This is a genomic window from Streptomyces sp. NPDC110618 (assembly GCF_055657065.1).
The window spans coordinates 189,026-205,350 of record NZ_JBVKBN010000009.1; the positions used below are offsets into that span (position 1 = coordinate 189,026).

The 16,325-nt window shown below is 71.6% G+C and carries 17 protein-coding genes; 8 read left to right on the forward strand and 9 right to left on the reverse strand.

Features of this window, described 5'->3' with window-relative positions; translation table 11 throughout:
- Positions 1 to 13: 13 nt before the first annotated feature.
- On the forward strand, positions 14 to 877 hold the full coding sequence (locus tag ACZ7L7_RS18025; protein ID WP_453604124.1) for an Fpg/Nei family DNA glycosylase: 864 nt from the start codon (positions 14 to 16) through the stop codon (positions 875 to 877).
- Between the two features lie 24 nt (positions 878 to 901).
- Here the strand turns inward: ACZ7L7_RS18025 and ACZ7L7_RS18030 are convergent, their stop codons facing one another.
- From ACZ7L7_RS18030 to ACZ7L7_RS18040, 3 genes are all read right to left on the reverse strand, one after another.
- On the reverse strand, positions 902 to 1,555 hold the full coding sequence (locus tag ACZ7L7_RS18030; RefSeq protein ID WP_453604125.1) for a zf-HC2 domain-containing protein: 654 nt from the start codon (positions 1,553 to 1,555) through the stop codon (positions 902 to 904).
- A gap of 188 nt (positions 1,556 to 1,743) precedes the next feature.
- Complete coding sequence (locus ACZ7L7_RS18035; RefSeq protein ID WP_285511848.1) at positions 1,744 to 2,259, reverse strand: hypothetical protein; 516 nt, start codon at positions 2,257 to 2,259, stop codon at positions 1,744 to 1,746.
- A gap of 148 nt (positions 2,260 to 2,407) precedes the next feature.
- Positions 2,408 to 2,956 (reverse strand): sigma-70 family RNA polymerase sigma factor, encoded by a 549-nt coding sequence (locus ACZ7L7_RS18040; protein WP_453604127.1) that lies wholly within the window; start codon positions 2,954 to 2,956, stop codon positions 2,408 to 2,410.
- 211 nt (positions 2,957 to 3,167) lie between these two features.
- On the opposite strand from ACZ7L7_RS18040, the gene ACZ7L7_RS18045 reads away from it, so the two are divergent.
- Complete coding sequence (locus ACZ7L7_RS18045; RefSeq protein ID WP_472076449.1) at positions 3,168 to 4,316, forward strand: CapA family protein; 1,149 nt, start codon at positions 3,168 to 3,170, stop codon at positions 4,314 to 4,316.
- 40 nt (positions 4,317 to 4,356) lie between these two features.
- Here ACZ7L7_RS18045 and ACZ7L7_RS18050 read toward each other — a convergent pair whose 3' ends face one another.
- Complete coding sequence (locus tag ACZ7L7_RS18050; protein ID WP_285511851.1) at positions 4,357 to 4,830, reverse strand: MarR family winged helix-turn-helix transcriptional regulator; 474 nt, start codon at positions 4,828 to 4,830, stop codon at positions 4,357 to 4,359.
- A gap of 72 nt (positions 4,831 to 4,902) precedes the next feature.
- Here ACZ7L7_RS18050 and ACZ7L7_RS18055 point away from each other — a divergent pair, with 72 nt between their 5' ends.
- The gene (locus ACZ7L7_RS18055; RefSeq protein ID WP_472076451.1) at positions 4,903 to 5,718 is read left to right on the forward strand and encodes an alpha/beta fold hydrolase; all 816 of its coding nucleotides are present in this window, start codon (positions 4,903 to 4,905) and stop codon (positions 5,716 to 5,718) included.
- 12 nt (positions 5,719 to 5,730) lie between these two features.
- On the opposite strand, the gene ACZ7L7_RS18060 is transcribed toward ACZ7L7_RS18055, so the two are convergent.
- Entirely contained in the window at positions 5,731 to 6,192 is a 462-nt protein-coding gene (locus ACZ7L7_RS18060; protein ID WP_285511853.1) for a universal stress protein, read from the reverse strand.
- Positions 6,193 to 6,354: 162 nt separating this feature from the next.
- On the opposite strand from ACZ7L7_RS18060, the gene ACZ7L7_RS18065 reads away from it, so the two are divergent.
- Positions 6,355 to 7,203, forward strand: a complete 849-nt coding sequence (locus tag ACZ7L7_RS18065) for a polysaccharide deacetylase family protein (protein ID WP_453604133.1) — start codon at positions 6,355 to 6,357, stop codon at positions 7,201 to 7,203.
- 33 nt (positions 7,204 to 7,236) lie between these two features.
- On the opposite strand, the gene ACZ7L7_RS18070 is transcribed toward ACZ7L7_RS18065, so the two are convergent.
- Entirely contained in the window at positions 7,237 to 7,899 is a 663-nt protein-coding gene (locus ACZ7L7_RS18070) for a class F sortase (RefSeq protein ID WP_285511855.1), read from the reverse strand.
- 342 nt (positions 7,900 to 8,241) lie between these two features.
- Here ACZ7L7_RS18070 and ACZ7L7_RS18075 point away from each other — a divergent pair, with 342 nt between their 5' ends.
- Positions 8,242 to 8,727, forward strand: coding sequence for a hypothetical protein (locus ACZ7L7_RS18075; protein ID WP_285511856.1), 486 nt, complete (start codon positions 8,242 to 8,244; stop codon positions 8,725 to 8,727).
- Between the two features lie 107 nt (positions 8,728 to 8,834).
- On the opposite strand, the gene ACZ7L7_RS18080 is transcribed toward ACZ7L7_RS18075, so the two are convergent.
- From ACZ7L7_RS18080 to ACZ7L7_RS18090, 3 genes are all read right to left on the reverse strand, one after another.
- Positions 8,835 to 9,365 (reverse strand): hypothetical protein, encoded by a 531-nt coding sequence (locus ACZ7L7_RS18080; RefSeq protein ID WP_285511857.1) that lies wholly within the window; start codon positions 9,363 to 9,365, stop codon positions 8,835 to 8,837.
- A gap of 933 nt (positions 9,366 to 10,298) precedes the next feature.
- Positions 10,299 to 11,063: a bestrophin-like domain gene (locus ACZ7L7_RS18085; protein ID WP_285511858.1), complete on the reverse strand. Its 765-nt coding sequence runs from the start codon at positions 11,061 to 11,063 to the stop codon at positions 10,299 to 10,301.
- A gap of 16 nt (positions 11,064 to 11,079) precedes the next feature.
- Positions 11,080 to 11,706: a hypothetical protein gene (locus tag ACZ7L7_RS18090; RefSeq protein ID WP_471428829.1), complete on the reverse strand. Its 627-nt coding sequence runs from the start codon at positions 11,704 to 11,706 to the stop codon at positions 11,080 to 11,082.
- Between the two features lie 268 nt (positions 11,707 to 11,974).
- Here ACZ7L7_RS18090 and ACZ7L7_RS18095 point away from each other — a divergent pair, with 268 nt between their 5' ends.
- The 3 genes from ACZ7L7_RS18095 (at position 11,975) to ACZ7L7_RS18105 (ending at position 16,211) form a co-directional block, all read left to right on the forward strand.
- Entirely contained in the window at positions 11,975 to 12,970 is a 996-nt protein-coding gene (locus ACZ7L7_RS18095; protein WP_453607565.1) for an SCO0930 family lipoprotein, read from the forward strand.
- Between the two features lie 296 nt (positions 12,971 to 13,266).
- Positions 13,267 to 14,079 carry an SAM-dependent methyltransferase gene (locus tag ACZ7L7_RS18100; protein WP_285511861.1) on the forward strand — a complete coding sequence of 271 codons (813 nt, stop codon included), beginning with the start codon at positions 13,267 to 13,269 and terminating at the stop codon, positions 14,077 to 14,079.
- On the forward strand, positions 14,076 to 16,211 hold the full coding sequence (locus ACZ7L7_RS18105; RefSeq protein WP_472076456.1) for a putative bifunctional diguanylate cyclase/phosphodiesterase: 2,136 nt from the start codon (positions 14,076 to 14,078) through the stop codon (positions 16,209 to 16,211). The genes ACZ7L7_RS18100 and ACZ7L7_RS18105 overlap by 4 nt, the downstream gene beginning before the upstream one ends.
- Positions 16,212 to 16,325: the final 114 nt, after the last annotated feature.

A 16,325-nucleotide genomic window follows, 5' to 3' on the forward strand; every position in this document is an offset into this window, starting at 1 on the left:
GCACCCTGGACCCATGCCGGAACTCCCCGAGGTCGAAGCGCTGAAGGACTTCCTCACCGAGCACCTGGTCGGACGTGAGATCGTCCGGGTGCTCCCGGTCGCGGTCAGCGTGCTGAAGACGTACGACCCGCCCCTGACCGCCGTCGAGGGCCGCGAGGTCACCGGGGTCGCGCGGTACGGCAAGTTCCTGGACCTGCGCACGGCGGACGGCCCCCATCTGATCACCCACCTCGCCCGGGCGGGCTGGCTGCACTGGAAGGACCGGCTCCCGGACGGACCGCCCAAGCCCGGCAAGGGCCCGCTCGCCCTGCGGGTCGCCCTGGAGACCGGCGAGGGCTTCGACCTGACCGAGGCAGGCACCCAGAAGCGCCTCGCGGTCTACGTCGTCCAGGACCCCCAGCAGGTCCCCGGCATCGCCCGCCTCGGCCCCGACCCGCTGGCCGACGACTTCGACGAGGCCCGCCTGGCCGCCCTGCTCAACGACGAGCGCCGACGGATCAAGGGAGCCCTGCGCGACCAGTCCCTGATCGCCGGGATCGGCAACGCCTACAGCGACGAGATCCTGCACGCGGCGAAGATGTCCCCGTTCAAGCTGGCCGCCAAGCTCACCCCGGAGGAGACCCACACCCTCTACGAGGCCCTGCGCACCACCCTGACCGAGGCGGTCGACCGCTCGCGGGGTGTGGCGGCGGGACGCCTGAAGGCGGAGAAGAAGAGCGGCCTGCGCGTCCACGGCCGTACGGGCGAGCCCTGCCCGGTCTGCGGCGACACCATCCGCGAGGTCTCCTTCAGCGACTCCTCGCTCCAGTACTGCCCCACCTGTCAGACGGGCGGCAAGCCCCTGGCGGACCGGAGGATGTCGCGGCTGCTGAAGTAGCACGTCCGGCCACGGGCCCGGGGGTCAGCCGAAGGCGAGCGTCACCAGGTGCTCGCCGTCCGCGGTGCGGACCTCGTAGTGGGCGATCTCGTCGGGGCGGAAGGCGGCGGCGCCCATCATGGTGTTCTCGCGCGCGTCGTGGCGGGCCACGGTCCAGCTGGTGACCATCTGCTGCGAGCCGTCGCGGCCGACCGCGATCAGCCGGCAGGCGCGCGGACCCGCACCGTCCTTGACCTTCAGCTCGACCTGGGTGCCCCAGGGCTCCTCCTCGGCGGTGACCTGGGCCCACACCCCCGAGCGCTCGTCGGTGGCGTCGATCACGCGGGCCGACGACCCGCCGTCCGCGGCCATCATGGCGATCCCGGGGGAGGCCAGCGCCACCGCCGCGGAGGCGGCCAGACCGTACAGCAGCCGCCTGCGCCGCATCCGGCCGCGGCCCGCGACCTCGCCCAGCAGCCGGTCCAGCAGCCGCGGGCCGGGCTTGGCCATGGGGTGGACCGAGCGCGGGGTGGCGTTGCGGTACAGCATCAACTGCCGGGTGGCGGGGCCGAACTCGGTCACGCGCGCCGCGCAGCTGGGGCATTCCATGAGGTGATCCTCGAAGCGGAAGGCATCCGCCTCATCCAGCACGCCGAGCGCGTAGGCGGCGACGTCGCGATGCCTCTCCAGGGACCTCATGCGATTCCTCGGTGCCGTTGGGTGCGGGGTGGGTTACTCCTTGCTCCCATCCGTACGCAGCAGACCGCCGAATCACTCAAGCCACACACAGAATCGCAACCAAAGGATTCGGAGCGGCCGGGGCAGCGGATTGGTCCCGTGCCGGAAATATTTTCCGGACGGGCCCCGCGGCCCCCCGAGCAGGGCGCCTAGAACAGGTGGATCGCCAAGTGGCCCAAGGGCAGACCCAGTTGCCAGGCCGGGGTCCACACCTTCGGACCCTCGTCCTCGCCGACGGGTACGCCGCCGCCGGGCACCGCGTTCAGGTCCGGGGCGAGCAGTTCGGTCTCCTCCAGCCAGCGCCAGGCCGCCTCGGCGAGATCCAGGTCGGGCGTGGGCCCCCCGGACTCGATCGCCTGGGCGGCCAGCCCGGCCATCCGCTCGCGCACCCAGTCCTGCCAGGGCTGGTCGTACGCCGTCAGCGAAAGCCAGGTGTCGAGCTGGGAGACGACGCGGATGCCGGACAGTTCACCGCCGTCGTCGGACAGGAAGATCGTGAGCGCCAGCGCGTCCCGCCCGGCGCGGAACTCGAACGACGTCGGCGGCATCAGATCGCCGGTGCGCAGCAGTTCGTCGGCGATGTACTCGGCGTACAACCACGCCATGGGAACGGTCAGTTCACCGCCGCCGGTGTCGTCCGTGCTCTCGTGGCCTCTGTGCAGCATCCCTTCCTGCCTTCCTCCGGTGCGTACGCGTCGCCCGATCCGGGGCCCCGTGCGGGGCGCCCCTTCCGGAACACGGATGAAGACAGCCGATTACTCAACCATGGTCCACAGCAAGGCGCTTTACGGAGGTTTGACTCGGCTCACGGTTTCACCGCAGGTCGGCCGCGTATCCGGGAAGCATCCGGCGCAGGGCGCGCAGCGCGTAGTACGCGCGGGACTTCACGGTACCGGGCGGGATGCCGAGGGCTTTCGCCGCTTCCGCAACACTGGCTCCTTGGAAGTACACGAGCACCAGGACTTCACGGTGCTCCGGAGTGAGTGTCTTCACAGCCTCGCGGACATCGAGGGTCGCGGCCGATCGCTCGGCGTGGTCGGCACACACCCGGGCGTTCTCCAGGATCGCGTCGCCGACCTCGGCGGGCCGCGCCTGCCGGGCCCGCCGCGCGTCGATGGCGAGCCGCCGGGCGACGGTCATCAGCCAGGGGCGTACGGAGTCGAAGTCGTCGGCGCGCAGGGCCTCGGGATGCTGCCAGGCCCGTACGAGGGTCTCCTGGACCAGGTCCTCGGCGCGCTGCCGGTCCCCGTCGCAGAGCCTGAGCAGCAGCGCGAAGAGTGGCCGGCCGTGCTCCCGCTGCAGCGCGGCGAGCTCGTGCTCGGCGGTCGTCGTCTCGGTCATGAGAGTGGTTCCGGCCGTCATGGCCGTATGGCACCGCAGGGGGCGGTCCGTGCCCAGATCGCGCACACGGGTCTGCGACGGACGGTCGATCGCGTCGATGAACGGTTCGACGAACGGTTCGGGCCGCCGTTCGTCGAGGGCCGGACGGGCTAATGGGCGTGTCGGAACCCCGTAGCGAACCATCCCGATTCTTACCTGTTGGTACGTAAATACGACCACATCGGGGTGAGTGATGATCGCACGCAGTCGACAGGTGGCCCTGGCCCTGACGGCCCTCCTCGCCGCGGGCGCCGCCTGCCAGGCCGAACGGCACGAGCCGCCCGGACGTCCGGCCCCCTCCGCCACGGCCGCCGGCGCCTTCACCCTCGTCGCCACCGGCGACGTGCTCCCGCACAGCTCGATCATCGACCGCGCCCGCTTCGACGCGGGCGGGGGCGGTTACGACTTCCGCCCCATGCTCTCCGGGGTCAAGCCCCTGGTCTCCCGCGCCGATGTGGCCCTGTGCCACATGGAGACCGTCTACGGCGCCGACGGCGACTACACCGGCTATCCGGCCTTCAAGTCCCCGCCGGAGGTCGCCACCGGGCTCGCCGCCACCGGCTACGACGGCTGTTCCACCGCCTCCAACCACAGCCTCGACGACGGCGCCGCGGGCATCGCCCGCACCCTGGACGCCCTGGACCGGGCGGGCGTACGCCACGCCGGGACCGCGCGCACCGAGGCCGAGGCCCGCACGGTCACCGTGCTGCCCGTGGGCGACGCCCGGGTCGCGCACCTCTCCTACACCTACGGCACCAACGGCTACCCGCTGCCGCCGGGACAGCCCTGGGCCGTCAACCTCATCGACGAGGCGAGGATCGTCGCCGACGCCCGCACCGCCCGCCGGGCCGGGGCCGACGTGGTCGTGGTGTCCCTGCACTGGGGCACCGAATGGCAGGACGAGCCCGACCGGCAGCAGCTGGCCCTGGCCCGCTCCCTCACCGCCGCCCGCACCGGCGACCGTCCCGACATCGACCTGATCCTCGGCACCCACGCCCATGTCCCGCAGGCCTACGAGAAGGTCAACGGCACCTGGGTGATCTACGGCATGGGCGACCAGATCGCGGGCCAGATGTTCAACCACGGCGGCGGCCCCGACCCGCGGGGCAACCAGTCCACGATCGGCCGCTTCACCTTCGCGCCGCCGGAGAAGAAGGGCGCCCGCTGGCAGGTGACCAAGGCCGAGTTCGTACCCCAGCTGTTCGATGTCGACGCGGGACGGGTGGTCAACCTCAACCAGGCGCTCAAGGAGGGCGCCGATGTCGCCGGGGTGCGCGACCGCATCCGGGACGTGGTGCTCAGCCGGGGCGCGGCCAAGGACGGTCTGGTGATGGGGGAGTAGTCCCCGGGACTGTCCCCGGGGACTTTCGAGTCGCCGCGTCTCAGCCCGTCTCGCCCTCGTCGAAGGTCTTCAGCATCTCCTTCAGCACCCGCTTGCACGCCCACAGTTCGGAGGCGGTCAGATCGCCGCCGACCTGACGGTTCAGGGCGTGCTCGCGGGCGAGGATCGCGTCGATCATCGTCTCGCCCGCGGGGGTGATCCGGATCAGCGAGGAGCGCTGGTGGGCGGGGTTGGGGATGGCCTCCGCCCAGCCCTCCGCCGTCGCGTCGTTGACCATGCGCTGCACGAACTGGCGGGACAGCGCCATGATCCTGCCCATCCGGGGCACCGTCATGGGCCCGTGCCTGCGCAGCAGCACCAGGACGGAGCGCACGCCGACGGAGACCCCCTCGACCTGCTCGCTCTGCTCGACCTTGCGCAGTCCGCGCCGGTACAGCGCGCCGACCAGATCGAACACCTCGGAGACATGGTGGCCGAGGTCGTCGGGGGACAGCGGGGCGTCGTTGGCGTTCACCGGGACATCATGCACCGGTCCATCATGACAACTGGGTTGTCAAAGTGAGGGAGAGATGACACCTTGGTTGTCATGACAGTTGCTGCGGATCTTCGCCTCTTCCCCTCCACCGACGGTGACCTCGCCTACGTCGACACCGGCTCCGGCGACCCGGTCGTCCTCCTGCACTGCGGATTCGTCGACCACCGCTACTGGACCGACCGGATCCCGGCGCTCGCCGAGGAGTACCGGGTGATCGCACCCGACGTACGGGGCCACGGCTTCTCGGCCAACGCCACCCGGCCGTTCCGCTGGTCCGACGACCTCGCCGAGCTGCTGCGCCACCTCGACACCGGGCCGGCCACCCTGATCGGGGTGTCCATGGGCGGGGTGATCGCGACGGAGACCGCGCTGGAGCACCCCGACCTCGTCCGGGCCGTCGTCGCCTGCGGCTCCGCGACCGGCGACTACCAGTACGAGGACGCCTGGACACAGGGCATACAGGCCGAGTACGCGCGCACCCTCGGTCAGGGCGACATCCAGGGCTGGCTGGACGCCTTCCTGCGGGTGGCCGCCGGAGAGCACCGCTCCCTGGACGACATGGACCCGCGGATGCTGGACCGGCTCCGGGACATGGCCCTGCACACCATCAGCAAGCACGCGCCGGGGGAGAAGGACTGGCACATCCCGGTCACCGGCTGCCGGCCCCGCCTGCCGGAGATCGCCGCACCGCTGCTCGCCCTCAACGGCGGCCTCGAACCGGCCGGACTGCTGGACGCGGCCGACCGCATGGCCCGTACCGTCCCCAACGGCCGCACCGCGACCATCGAGGGCGTCGGCCACTACCTCAACCTGGAGAAGCCCGAGGAGTTCACCGCCGTCGTACGGGACTTCCTGCGCTCGGTGTGACCCGGAGGACCGCTACGGCACCACGGTGACCGGCCAGCGCCCGGCCTTCACCAGCCGTACCGCCACCGACCCCACGATCCGGTGCCCCGCCTGCTCCGAGGCGCCGACGACCACCGCGTCCGCCTTCAGGTCGTCGGCCGCCTTGACCAGGCCGTTGTACGGGTCACCGCGGAAGGTGTGGAACTCCCAGCGCACATCGAATATCCCCCTCGTGCGCTCGGTGGCCTCCTGGATCTGCGCCACCAGATCCTCGGCGATCTCGTCGGTCACCTCGGCGACCGGAGCCCCCAGCGCCGCGCCCGCCGGCATCACCGGCTGCACGTACACCACGGCCAGCAAGGCGTTCTGACGGCGCGCCAGACCGCCCGCGTACGCCGCGGCCCGCAGCGAGGACTCCGACCCGTCGACCCCGACCACGATGACCTTCGGCCCGTCCGTACCCCGCTCGAACCGGTGCCCGTGCTGTTCCGTCACGGGCCGAGGCTATCGGAACCCGCCGGTCCGCCGGTCGACGGCACCGCCCGGGACCGTCCGGGGGAGCTGCTGACACTCCGTCATGAGCCGCCCGGGTGGAATCCCTGCGCCGACCCGGTGCCGTCGTGGTGCGTCGATGTCCGGGCGGGCGACTGATGAGTCATGCAGAAGGATCAGTTGCTCTCCCGGCTGCTCACCCGGCGCCGGGCCCTGCTCGCCGGTGCCGCCGCAGTCGGTGCCGCGGGCACCGCCGGACTGGTGGTCCTGGGCTCGGAAGCCGAACAGGTCAAGGCCGCGGCCCCCGCCGCCGGTCCCCAGGCGCACCGCGCGCTCAAGCCCTCCGCCTACCGACTACAGCCCCTCACCGGCTACGGCCCGCCCCGGGCCGCGCCCCGCCGCACCCTGGTGCGCAGTTCCCCGATGCTGCGCGTCAACGGCCGCGGCCGGACCATGGTGCTCACCTTCGACGACGGCCCCGACTCCCGCTACACGCCCGCCGTCCTGGACACCCTCGCCGAGTACGACGTGCGCGCGATGTTCTTCGTGTGCGGGGAGATGGCGGCACTCCGTCCGGACCTGCTGGAACGGATGGTGGAGGAGGGCCACGTCGTGGGCAACCACACCTGGTCCCACCCCCTGCTCACCCAGCTCAGCCGCCGCCAGATCCGCTCCCAGATGGAACGCACCTCCGACATCGTCGAGGAGTCCTGCGGCGAACGCCCCGAATGGTTCCGCGCCCCCTACGGCGCCTGGAACCGGGCCGCCTTCCAGATCGGCGCCGAACTCGGCATGGAACCGCTGGCCTGGACCGTCGACACCCTCGACTGGCAGACCCCAGGCGCCCGCACCATCGCCCACCGGGTCGAGAACGGCGCCGCCCCCGGCGTCGTGGTGCTCTCGCACGACGCCGGGGGCGACCGCTCCCAGAGCGTCCGCGCGCTCCGGGACTACCTGCCCGACCTGCTGGACGCCGGGTACCACATCACCGTCCCCCGCCGGCAGTACGCCTGACCCGTCCGCACACCCGGTCGGGGCCCGCTGTGCTCAGCGGACCTCGACCATGCGGGCGAAGGCCACCACGTTGCCGTCGTAGCCGTTCTGCTTGGAGAAACCACCGCCGCAGGTGATGACCCGCAGCTCCGCGGCGCCCTTCGAGCGGTAGACCCGGTCACCGGGGAAGTCGTTCTTCTCGAAGACCTCGACGCCGTAGATCTCGAACACGGCCGTCTTGCCGTCCCTGCGCGCCACCTCGACGCGATTGCCCTGCTTCAGGGCGCCGAGCCCGTAGAACACCGCCGGGCCCTGCTGGTTGTCGACGTGACCCACCACGACCGCGGTGCCCTTCTCGCCGGGCGACACGGCCCCGGTGAACCAGCCCGCCAGATTGGGGTCCTCCGGCGGCGGCGCGCCGACCCACCCCTCGTTGTCCAGGCCCACCGGCATCATCGGAGCGTCCACCCGGATCGCGGGAATCCGGACCCGGTCCGGCTCGGCGTACGGCAGCGGGGCCGGGGCGTCGGCGAAGACGGTGCCCGAGACCCGGCTGTCCGCGGCGGCGGCCGACGCGGGCTGCGGCGGGCCCACGTCGAACTCCCCCGAACCATTCCGAATGAGCGCGAGGCCGGTCAGCAGAACAAGCGCTATCACGCCCCAAGGAGCGCGCTTCCTCCGCTGCTCCTCCTCTTCGGCCAGCTCGGACCCAATCATTCGATTCCCCTCTCGACGCGGCCGTCGCCGCGTCATTCGCGCATACGAGAACGCTAAGTCCCGCGCGGGAAACCGGCGACGGAAGAACCTGCGAACGGGTGGCGCCGCGTCCGTTCGGCAATCCCTGGTGCGCCATCCGAGTTGCCGTGACCAGGAAATTTCTGACGGTCCGTGACCTGCGGCAATATCCGATTGTGCGGTTTTCCTTCGGCGTGTCCTCTCACCAGGACGGACCATTCTCGAAATGCGGCTCTGTGCCGGGCAACTGAGGGTCTTTCTTGGAGGCGCTTTCTCGCCGATCGACCGGGGACGGGTCCCGGGGCGCCTTCCGCGGAGGAACAGATGCGTAATTCTCGTGCCCTTGCGGTGTCAGCGGCGGCGGTCGCCGCCCTCGGGCTCGCCGCCCCGGCGGCCGTCGCCTGGGACCAGCCGAGCAACATCGTCGCCCTGCCCAGCGTCATCGCCCGTGGCGGCCAGCTGACCATCACGGTCGACGGCTGCCGCGACGGCGGGACCGCGACCTCCAACGCCTTCCCGACGACCACGCTGACGCCGGTCCACGGCGCCAACGAGACCTCGAAGGGCACGGCGACCATCAACTCCAACGCGCGCCCCGGCACGCACGACATCACCGTCAACTGCTCCGGCAAGACGCTGACCCGTCCCGCCGCCTTCACCGTCATCGGCGGTGTCCAGGGCGGTCTCGGCGGCAGCTCCACCTCCGGGGCGACCCCGACCGACATCGCCATCGGCGGTGGGCTGGTGACCGCCGCGGTCGTCGGCGGCGGTCTGTTCTGGATGCGCCGCCGGGCCGAGAAGCGGATCTGAGCGGATTCGGTCCGGCACCCTTCGGTTCGTCGCACGCCGCACAAGGCTTCGCCCCGGCCCCCTTCTCGGGGGGCACGGGGCGAAGCCTTGTGCGCGGGGCGGGCGGGTCAGCCGCCGTCGTCGGCGGTGCGCTTGCGGGAGAGCCGGTAGGCAGCGCCGATCGAGCCCGCGATGAGCGCGGCGCCGAGACCGATCTCCTTGAGGTCGAACCCGCCGAGGCTGCCGCCCGCACCCGCGTGCGCGCCGCGCGTCGGGTACAGCGGGTCCGGGTGGTGGGTGGGAGTGCGCCCGCCGGCGATGGTCAGGTCCGTGGAGCCGCTGACGTGGTCACAGGTGAACGTCACTTTGTACGTGGCCCCGGGCTTGGCGTCCCAGTCCACCACCGCCGTGGCGTGCGACTGGTTCGGCGGGATGGTGACCGTGTCGAAGACCGCCGAGGTGACCACGGCCGGGCCCTTGCAGCCGCCGTCCCGGTCGATCCGCAGGGAGACCTGCCCGCCTGCCGCGATGGTGGACGGCAGGACGCTGAAGCCGAACGGCGTGATGTTGTCCTCGCCCTTCGCCTGGGCGACGGGCGCGGTGAAGGTGAGAGCGGTCAGCCCCAGCAGCGCGGCCGAAGCGACGCGTATCGCACGCATGGTGGTTCCTCCGGGTCCCCGAGGAGCAGCCGCGGACCTTTTCCGCTTGCGCCAGAAATGCACCTCGATGATCGAAACGCTAGGAAGGTGCGCACACCTGCGCGAACGCTGTCGTGCGAATGGGGCAAGCGTGTGGGCCGCACAGGGGACATCCGTTCCCGCGACCGGGGGAGGCGACGGCGTGGCGCGCCGGGGCATGAACGGGGCGTTCGGTTGGGAACGGGCGGGGCTGACGGTGTGTCGTGGGGCGAGCCCGTCGGGGAGACGGGTCGATGGGGAGACGGGTGCCCGAGACGGGCCGGTGGGGGAGATGGGTGGGAGAGACGGGCCGGTGATGGAGACCGGTTGGTGGGGGCTCGCGTTGGTGGGGGCTCGCGTTGGTGGGGGGCTCGGGTTGGTGGTGGAGACGGGCTGGTGGTGGGGGCAGGGGCCGGTGGCGGAGACGTGCCGTTAGGGAAGACGGGCCGTGAGGGACGGGGATCGATGTGACAGGGCTTTTCCGTGCGGCGGAGCCGGGCGGCGACGGCTGACTTCCTCTCCCTGCGCCCAGGGGCCGCCCCGGGGAGCCTTCCGTCCGAGGGGAGTCGAGCGGTGGGAAGGGGGGACCCGGGGCAGCGCCGCGCGGGGGAGTGCGCGCCGGGTCCCGCCGCGCGGGGACGATTCGGGCCCGGTGGCCTTTTCGTTCGGGGGGAGTCGAGCGGAAGGTAGGGGGGACCCGGGGCAGCGCCGCGCGGGGGAGTGTGCGCCAGGGCCCGCCGCGCGGGGACGATTCGGGCGCGGTGGCTCTTTCGTTCGGGGGGAGTCGAGCGGAAGGTAGGGGAAACCCGGGGCAGCGCCCCGCGGGGGAGTGTGCGCCAGGGCCCGCCGCGCCGGGACGATCCGGGCGGCGGGCCCTGGCACGGGAGCTCCGGAGCGGTACCGGATGAGACCCCGTCAGCCCTTGGCGTCCGGGAAGAGTTCCAGGAACGGTTCCGCGGAAGCGGTGACGCCTCGGCTGTAGGGCGCGTCGAAGTCCCAGATGAGGAACAGGAGGAAGGCGATCAGGGCCGAGAAGAGCCCGGCGAGGACCAGTTCGCGGGTGGTCCGGCGGATCTGCAGGGCGAAGATCATCCCGATGGTGACCACGGCCCCGGCGATCAGCCCGAACCACACCACCCCCGGCATGGTCTCCCCGGTCGAGTTGGCGCGGGCGTTGCGCGCCTGGTCCGCGGCGGCGACCTGGTCGACGATCGGCTGGTACGCCTGGGCCTCGAAGTCGTTGCGCGGCTCGTAGTCGGTGACGTCCTCCCGGACCCGCTGGAGCAACTCGGTGCCGCGCTCGGTCAGCTCGCCCCGGTCGGCCATCGCCTGCCACTCGGTGGTGACGACGTGTCCGACATAGGCGTTGACATCCTCCCGAATGCGGTCACGGACTTCCGGTGGATACACCCGGACCCGCTCCGACACCTCGTGCAGGGCGATCGCCTCCGCCTGCACATGGTCCTCCGCGGCGCTGCGTCCCTCCCATACGCCCGCGATGGCCAGGCCCAGGACGATGGCGTACACGACGCCGATCCACATCGTCATGTACTCGATGACGTCCGGCGTCTCGGAGGGGTCCTCGTCGTCCGCCGCGGTGCGATGGCGGACGAACGTGATGATGATCACCACGATGCAGGCGGCCACCATCGCGAGGGTGAGAACAAGCCATTCCGGCAAGGGATGCCTCCAGGGATCAGCGCGGGCGCAGCGCGGCGACGGCGACGATCGCTGGCGCGGCGATGAGCAGGACGAAGGTCAGGGGTGCGGTGGCGCCGCCGGTGGGCGGCCGCTTGGGCGTGGCCTTGTAGCGCGGGTAGTGCACCGGGGCCACGGAAGGACGCGGTGGGGCGGGCTCGGCTGACGGCGTCGGAGTCGGCTCGGGGGTCGGCACCGGAGCGGGCGGGGGCGGCGGCGGAGGGGTGGGCCGCGGCTTGGGTGCCGCCGGCGCGGGGGCCGGGGGCGGCGGTTGCGGGGGCGGCGTGGGGGTGGGGGTCGGCGTGGGCGTGGGCGTGGGTCTGGGCGGCTTGGGGGTCGGCTTCGGGGGCGGCTCCGGGGTGGGGGTCGGCGTCGGAGCGGGCGTCGGACAGGGCGAGGGAGGAGGCGGTGGGGGTGGCGGCGGTGGCGAGCACGAGGGGGGAGTGGGCCAGGTGGCGCTCCCGGCGACCGCCACCGCCTCGGTGCCGCCCGGCCCGGTCGAGGCGTACGCGCAGGCGTCGGCGGCCGCCGGGGCGGCCGGAGCCCCCACCAGCAGCCAGCTCAGCGCCAGCAGTGCCAACGCCCGGGCGGCGAGGGCGGAATGGGTCGATTCGGGTCCATGCACGAAACAGGATCTTGAAGGCTCACTCCCGCCCAGAAACCTTTCTGCAGTGGTTGATTGCCCCGAAGGAGGGACGGGCGCGGCGCCGGTTCGATCGGCGACCGCTCGCGCTCCCGTGTGCTCGATCAGCCGTGCGACGGGCCCGGCTGTCACAGGTTCGGCAAAGAAATTTGTGCCATGGCTGAACACGGCCAGGTCCCGCTGCGTACCTCTTGCCGTGCGGCGGCGCAGCAGGGCGCTGCAACACCCTTGTGATAATGGGGAGTTGACGATGAAGACCTCGTGGCGGAGCGCCTCGCTCGTGGTGAGCGCCGTGGCGGTGCTGGCGCTGACCACGGCGTGCGGTCAGGAGACCACCCCGCCGGCGAGCAGCCAGAACGTCGGTGCGGCGGCCTCGCCGGGCGGTTACGGATCCGCGGGTACCGGCGTCGGCACCGGTGCGGAGGCCGGTGCGGGCACGGGAGCGCAGGAGGGCACCCAGGCGGCTGCGGCGGGTGAACTGTCCGTGTCCACCAACGCCGAGCTGGGCGAGGTGCTGACCGACAGCGCCGGACTGACCCTGTACCGCTTCGACAAGGACACCGCGGAGCCCCCCAAGACCAACTGCGAGGGCGACTGCGCCACGGCCTGGCCGCCGGTCCCCGCCAACGACGCCACGGCCGGCTCCGGCGTCGACAAGTCGCTGCTGGGCGAGGTCACCCGGGCCGACGGCACCAAGCAGCTCACCATTGGCGGCTGGCCCGCCTACCGCTACGCCAAGGACGTCAACGCCGGTGACACCAAGGGCCAGGGCGTGGGCGGCACCTGGTACGCGCTGGCCCCCGACGGCAAGAAGGCCAAGGCGGGCAGCGGCGGCGGCGGTGGCGGCGGCGGCGGTGCCGAGCAGCCCGGTCTGTCCACCCGCAAGGACGCCAAGCTCGGTGAGATCGTCGTCGACAAGAACGGCATGACGGTCTACCGCTTCATGAAGGACTCGCCCTGGCCGATGAAGACGGCCTGCACGGGCGCGTGCCTGGAGAAGTGGCCGGTCGTCGAGCCGGTGGACGCCAAGGACACCAAGGGCATCGACCTGAAGGGCTCCGGTCCCCGGGGCCAGGGTTACGTGGTCTTCGACCGGCCCGACGGAATCAAGCAGCAGACCATCGACTGCGTCCCGATCTACACCTTCGCCGGTGACAAGAAGCCCGGCGACACCAACGGCCAGGGCGTGGGCGGCACCTGGTACGCCATCCGCCCCGACGGAAAGCCGGTCGGGCTGAAGCAGTAGCGGCGCCCGGCGCCCCCAGTACGGATCCACCCCCTTCGCACCGCATCGGAGGGGGTGGATCCATGTGCGTACCGGTCCGCTCCGGGCGCCCCAACTCCTCGTCCCCTTGCGCATGGTTCGGAACTCTGTGGAATGCTTCGGATGCATTTCGTAGCGGAATGCCGTCCTTTGAATTCGGCACGTGCCGCAGGCAGTGACCGGGAACGGACGGTCAATTTCCGTTTCGGCTCGCCCCTTTGGCGGGCGATCAGTAGCCTCAGCTCGAACACTGGATCGCCTGAGCCTTGGAGAGGTAGATGGAGCGTCCCGCGTGGGCCCCACGGAGCATCGACATCTCGGTGCCGAGCGTCTCGCGAATCTACGACTACTACTTGGGCGGTTCGCACAACTTCGAGGTCGACCGGGAAGCAGCCCGCCGGGCCATGGAGTTCATGCCGGGTCTGCCCAAGATCATGCAGGCGAACAGGGCTTTCATGCGCCGCGCCGTGCGCTTCGCCGCGGACGAGGGCGTCACCCAGTTCCTCGACATCGGCTCGGGCATCCCGACCTTCGGCAACGTCCACGAGGTGGCCCAGGCCGCGAACCCCGAGGCGCGGGTGGTCTACGTCGACCACGACCCGGTCGCCGTCGCGCACAGCCAGGCGGTACTGGAGGGCAACGAGCGGGCCGACGTCGTAGCGGCCGATCTGCTCAAGCCGCACGAGATCCTGGCAAGTCCTCAGGTCGAGCGGCTCATCGACCTGAACCGTCCAGTCGCGCTGCTGCTGGTTGCCATACTTCACTTCGTGGAAGAAGCGGATGACCCGTACGGGGCGGTGGCCGAACTGCGCGACGCGCTCGCGCCCGGCAGCCTGCTCGTCCTCACCCATGCCTCGTACGAGGGAATGCCCCTGCCCGCCGAGCGGGCGGGTGGCGCGGTGGGCGTATACAAGGACATTCGCAACCCGCTGATCATGCGCTCGCGCGAGGAGATCGCGCGGTTCTTCGAGGGGTACGACATGGTGGAACCCGGACTGGTGTCGATGCCGCGGTGGCGGCCGGACACCGCACCGGAGGAGGAGGATCCCTGGGCCTTCTCCGGTTACGCGGGCGTGGGGCGTACGGCGTGAGCGCGGAACCGGACGGGCCGGAGGACAGACTGCGCCGGTTCGCGACGATCTGGAGCCGGGCGGTGTTCCCGGCGACCTCCACGTCGCTGACCCGGCCGGAGCTGGAGGAGCGACTGCTGCCGCTGGCCCGGCGGTTGAGCGAGTCGCTCAGGGCCAGGGCGTTCGACGCGGAAGAGGCCCGGGCGATCGGCGCGGCCCTGGTGGACGCGCACTGCACCGAACCGGAGGCGCTCAGCCGCACCCTGGACTGCGTCGACGCCTACCTGGTGCTGTACTGCGGCGACGACGGCCCGCAGGACGACCTCAGGGCCCGCAGCAGCCGCATCCAGCACGCCATGGCCGCCGGGTACGCCCAGGCGCTGCGCGAGCGGACGCTGGCCGAGCAGGAGGCGATCTCCGCCGCCGCCCTGGCCGCGCAGGGTGTCGTGGCCCAGGCGCTGCACGCCAGCGAGGCCCGTTTCCGCGCGGTGTTCGAGGGTGCCGCCATAGGGATCGGCATCGCCGACCTTGAGGGCAACATACTGCAGGTCAATGGCGCCCTCGTGCGGATGTTCGGCGGCGCCGAGCAACTGGTGCGCGGGCGCAACGTCCTGGAGTGGACGCACCCCGAGGACGCCCCGCAGGTCTGGAAGCTCTACGAGGAGCTGGTACGCGGCGAACGTGAGCACTACCACGTGGAGAAGGCGTTCTACCGCCCCGACGGAACGGTCCTGTGGACCAACCTCACCGTCTCCCTGCTGCGTGACGCCGACGGCAACCCCGAGTACCAGCTCGCCCTCATGGAGGACACCACCGAGCGGCGGCTGCTCAACCTCCGGCTGCGCTACGAGGCCACCCACGACGCGCTCACCGGACTGCCCAACCGCACCCTGTTCTTCGAGCGCCTGGAGAAGGCCCTCGGCGCCGGGGCGGGCCAGCGGTTCGGGCTGTGCTACCTCGACCTGGACGGCTTCAAGACCATCAATGACAGCCTCGGCCACGCGGCCGGCGACCGGCTGCTGGTGGAGGTCGCCGACCGGCTCCAGGCCTGCGCGACCGCGCCCGGCGAGATGGTCGCCCGGCTCGGCGGCGACGAGTTCGTCGCGCTGACCACCGGCCCCGACACCCAGCGGGAGGTCGACGAGCTGGCCGCCCGGATCATGAACGCGCTGGTTGCCCCGATCAGCATCGACGGCCGGGAGCTGACCGTGCGCGGCAGCATCGGCATCGTCGAGGGACCGGCGGGCGAGCGCAGCCCGGCCGAGGTGCTGCGCAGCGCCGACATCACGATGTACCGGGCCAAGTCGGCGGGCGGCAACCGCTTCGAGCTGGCCGACCCGGAGGCCGACGCCCGCGCGATCACCCGGCACGGGCTGACCACGGCGCTGCCCACCGCCCTGGACCGTGGCGAGTTCTTCATCGAGTACCAGCCCCTGGTCCACCTCGGCGACGGCAGCGTGCGGGGCGCCGAGGCGCTGGTGCGCTGGCTGCACCCGCAGCACGGCGTGCTCGGCCCGGACCGGTTCATCCCGCTCGCCGAGCACACCGGCCTGATCGTGCCGCTCGGCCGCTGGGTGCTGGAACAGTCGGTACGGCAGGCCAAGGACTGGCGCGAGCGGCACGCGGACGCGGGCCCGCTGCGCATCAACGTCAATCTCTCCCCCTGCCAGCTCACCCACCCCGGCCTGGTGCAGGACACCGTGGACATCCTGGAGCGCACGGGTGTCGACCCCGACGCGCTTTGCCTGGAGGTGACGGAGTCCGCGCTGATCGGCGCCGACGACGACCTGCTCAAGCCGCTGCGCCGGCTCGCGGAGATGGGCGTCGACATCGCCCTGGACGACTTCGGCACCGGCTACTCGAACCTCGCCAACCTGCGCCGCCTGCCGGTGAGCGTCCTGAAGCTGGACCGCTCCTTCACGCAGAGCATGCAGCAGTTCCCGGCGGACCCCGTCGACCTCAAGATCGTCGAGGGGATCGTTTCCCTCGCCCACAGCCTGAACCTCGCGGTGACGGTCGAGGGCGTGGAAACCGGCGCCCAGGCCGAACAGCTCCGCATACTCGGCTGCGACACGGCCCAGGGCTGGTACTACGCCCGCCCGGGCCCCCCGGAACGCCTCCACGAACTGGCCCTGGTAGACGCCACGGGCTGAGCCCCAGCCAGGGGCGCGGGGAACTGCGCGACCAGCCACGACGCACCCGCGCCCCACCACCGGCGCAGGCCGCCCACGGCGCTCCCCGGCAGGGGCGCGAGCAACCACGACGCA